Source organism: Devosia insulae DS-56, assembly GCF_000970465.2.
Lineage (GTDB): Bacteria > Pseudomonadota > Alphaproteobacteria > Rhizobiales > Devosiaceae > Devosia_A > Devosia_A insulae.
On the sequence record NZ_LAJE02000140.1, the window covers coordinates 1 to 2,279 of the forward strand.

The 2,279-nt window shown below is 65.0% G+C and carries 2 protein-coding genes; both read left to right on the forward strand.

Annotation, left to right across the window (positions count from 1 at the left end):
- The first annotated feature begins 95 nt into the window (after positions 1 to 95).
- Positions 96 to 1,079 carry an ABC transporter permease gene (locus VW23_RS08370; protein WP_069909118.1) on the forward strand — a complete coding sequence of 328 codons (984 nt, stop codon included), beginning with the start codon at positions 96 to 98 and terminating at the stop codon, positions 1,077 to 1,079.
- A 49-nt stretch (positions 1,080 to 1,128) separates the two neighbouring features.
- Positions 1,129 to 2,148: an ABC transporter permease gene (locus tag VW23_RS08375; RefSeq protein ID WP_084645772.1), complete on the forward strand. Its 1,020-nt coding sequence runs from the start codon at positions 1,129 to 1,131 to the stop codon at positions 2,146 to 2,148.
- Positions 2,149 to 2,279: the final 131 nt, after the last annotated feature.

Below are 2,279 nucleotides of genomic sequence, written 5' to 3' on the forward strand. Positions count from 1 at the left end.
GGGGCGGCCAGAGCCGGTGGCTCACGAAACGGAGCTTCCCGCTTTCGCGGGAATGACTTCGTGCAGGACTGGGACGGCAGCGCAGGGTTGGGCGAATGGCATTCCTTCTACGCAGATTAGGCTTCTATTTCGGGGCGTTCTTCGTCGCGATCACGCTGAACTTCCTGATCCCGCGGCTGATGCCGGGCGATCCGGCGACCCGCATCCTGTTGTCGCTGCGCGGCAAGCTCCGGCCCGACCAGATCGACGCCATCCGCAAGACCTATGGCTTTTCGGGCTCGCTGTGGGACCAGTACCTGCAATATCTCTGGCGCCTGGCGCATTTCGATTTCGGCATCTCGACCGTCAATTTCCCCGAACCGACGGCGAGCCTCCTGTTCTACGCCGCCGGCTGGACCCTGGTCCTTGTCGGCGCTGCCACCACCCTCTCCTTCGGCATCGGCATCACCATGGGCATCTGGTCGGCGTGGCGGCGTGGCGGCTTTTTCGACACCTTCTTCACCCCGATCAATGTGATGCTCAACGCCTTCACTCCGGCGGTCGTGGCGCTGCTGCTCTGGTATGCCTTCACCATGCAGTGGCCGATCTTCCCGCTCGGCCGCGCCCACGAAATGAACCTCACCCCCGGCTTCAACCTCGAAACGCTGCTCAGCGTCGCCTGGCATGCCGTGCTGCCGGTCGCCTCGATCGTTATCGTCAGCTTCGGCGCCTGGCACCTGGGCATGCGCAACACCATGATCAATCTGCTCAACGAGGATTTTGTCCTCCTCGCCAAGGCCAAGGGCCTATCCGACCGGCGTATCCGCAACCGCTACGTGGCGCGCAACGCCATCCTGCCGCAGATCACCTCGCTGGCGCTGTCGATCGGCTTTGTGCTGGGAGGCGCCTTCATCACCGAGGTGGTGTTCAACTATCCCGGGCTCGGCAAATTCACCCTCAACGCCATCCAGACCCGCGACTACTCCTTCATCCAGGCCCAGCTGATCCTCCTCACCATGAGCGTCCTCGTCGCCAACCTCGCCTCCGACGTCCTCAACGTCATCCTCGACCCCCGCCTCCGTTCGCTGGGGAGGGCATGATGACAGAGAGGGACCAGCGGCTTCCCGCACCGGCAGGAGTGGCCGTCCAATGACCGACATTCTTCCCGCCATCGCCGCTACCCCACAGCGCGCCGAGCTCACCGCCCCGACCCAGCGCGAACTGATGGCCGAGCTCGGCGTCAAGCCGCGCTCACGCCTCCTCGCGAGGCTCCCCGGCTGGGCCCAACTGTTCGTCACCAACAAGAAGGGTCTGTTCGGGCTGGCGATCCTCGCGATCTTCATGATCCTCGCCCTTTTGGCGCCGCTGATCACCCCCTACGACCCCTATCGTCGTGCCGGCAAGCCGCATGTGCAGCCGGGAGTCGAGCACTTCCTCGGCACCTCGCGGCAGGGCAAGGACAATTTCAGCCAGCTGCTCGAGGGCAGCCGCGCCAGCCTCACTGTCGGCTTCATCGCCGGCTTCTCGGCCACGCTGATCGGCCTCGCGGTCGGCATTTCCGCCGGTTATTTCGGCGGCAAGACCGATGAGGTGCTGACCTTCTTCGTCAACGTCTCGCTGGTGCTGCCGGCGCTGCCGCTGATCATCGTGCTCGCCAGTTTCATCGAGGAGGCGTCGCCGACCGTAATCGGCCTCGTCCTTGCCTTGACCGGTTGGGGCTGGAGTGCGCGCACCATCCGCACCCAGACTCTCGCGCTGAAGAGCCGCGAGTTCGTGCTCGCCGCCGAGCTGATGGGCGAAAAGAAGTGGCGGATCATCGTGCGCGAGATCCTGCCCAACATGAGCTCGTTCGTAGTCGGCGGGTTCGTCCTCGCCACCATTTACGGCATCCTCGCCGAGGCGGCGCTCGAGTTCATCGGGCTGGGCAGTCCCAACTCGGTAACCTGGGGCACCATGCTCTACTGGGCCATGCGGGCCCAGGCGCTGCAGACCGGCGCCTGGTTCGAGATCTGGCCCCCCGCCATCGCCATCATGCTGACCGGCGCGGCCCTCGTCATGGTCAACTTCGCCGTCGACGAGATCACCAACCCGCAGCTCGCCGCCACCCGCCGCATCGGCCCCATTCGCCGCTTCCTCCGGCGCCGCAACCGGAGTGCCGACTTTGTCTAGCTCGATCGATCGGCTCCCCTCCCCCTTGAGGGGAGGGCGTGAGGGGGGCTGCCTCTTATACACTTCTGACGCTGCCGACGGGCTCTCAAGTGTAGCTCCCGGTGTCCGCCGTGTCCTCCACTCGCATATAC

Excerpts from the sequence above, each read along its gene's own strand:
- VW23_RS08375 (WP_084645772.1), top strand. The coding sequence starts at position 1,129 with ATGACCGACATTCTTCCCGCCATCGCCGCTACCCCACAGCGCGCCGAG.
- VW23_RS08370 (WP_069909118.1), top strand. The coding sequence starts at position 96 with ATGGCATTCCTTCTACGCAGATTAGGCTTCTATTTCGGGGCGTTCTTC.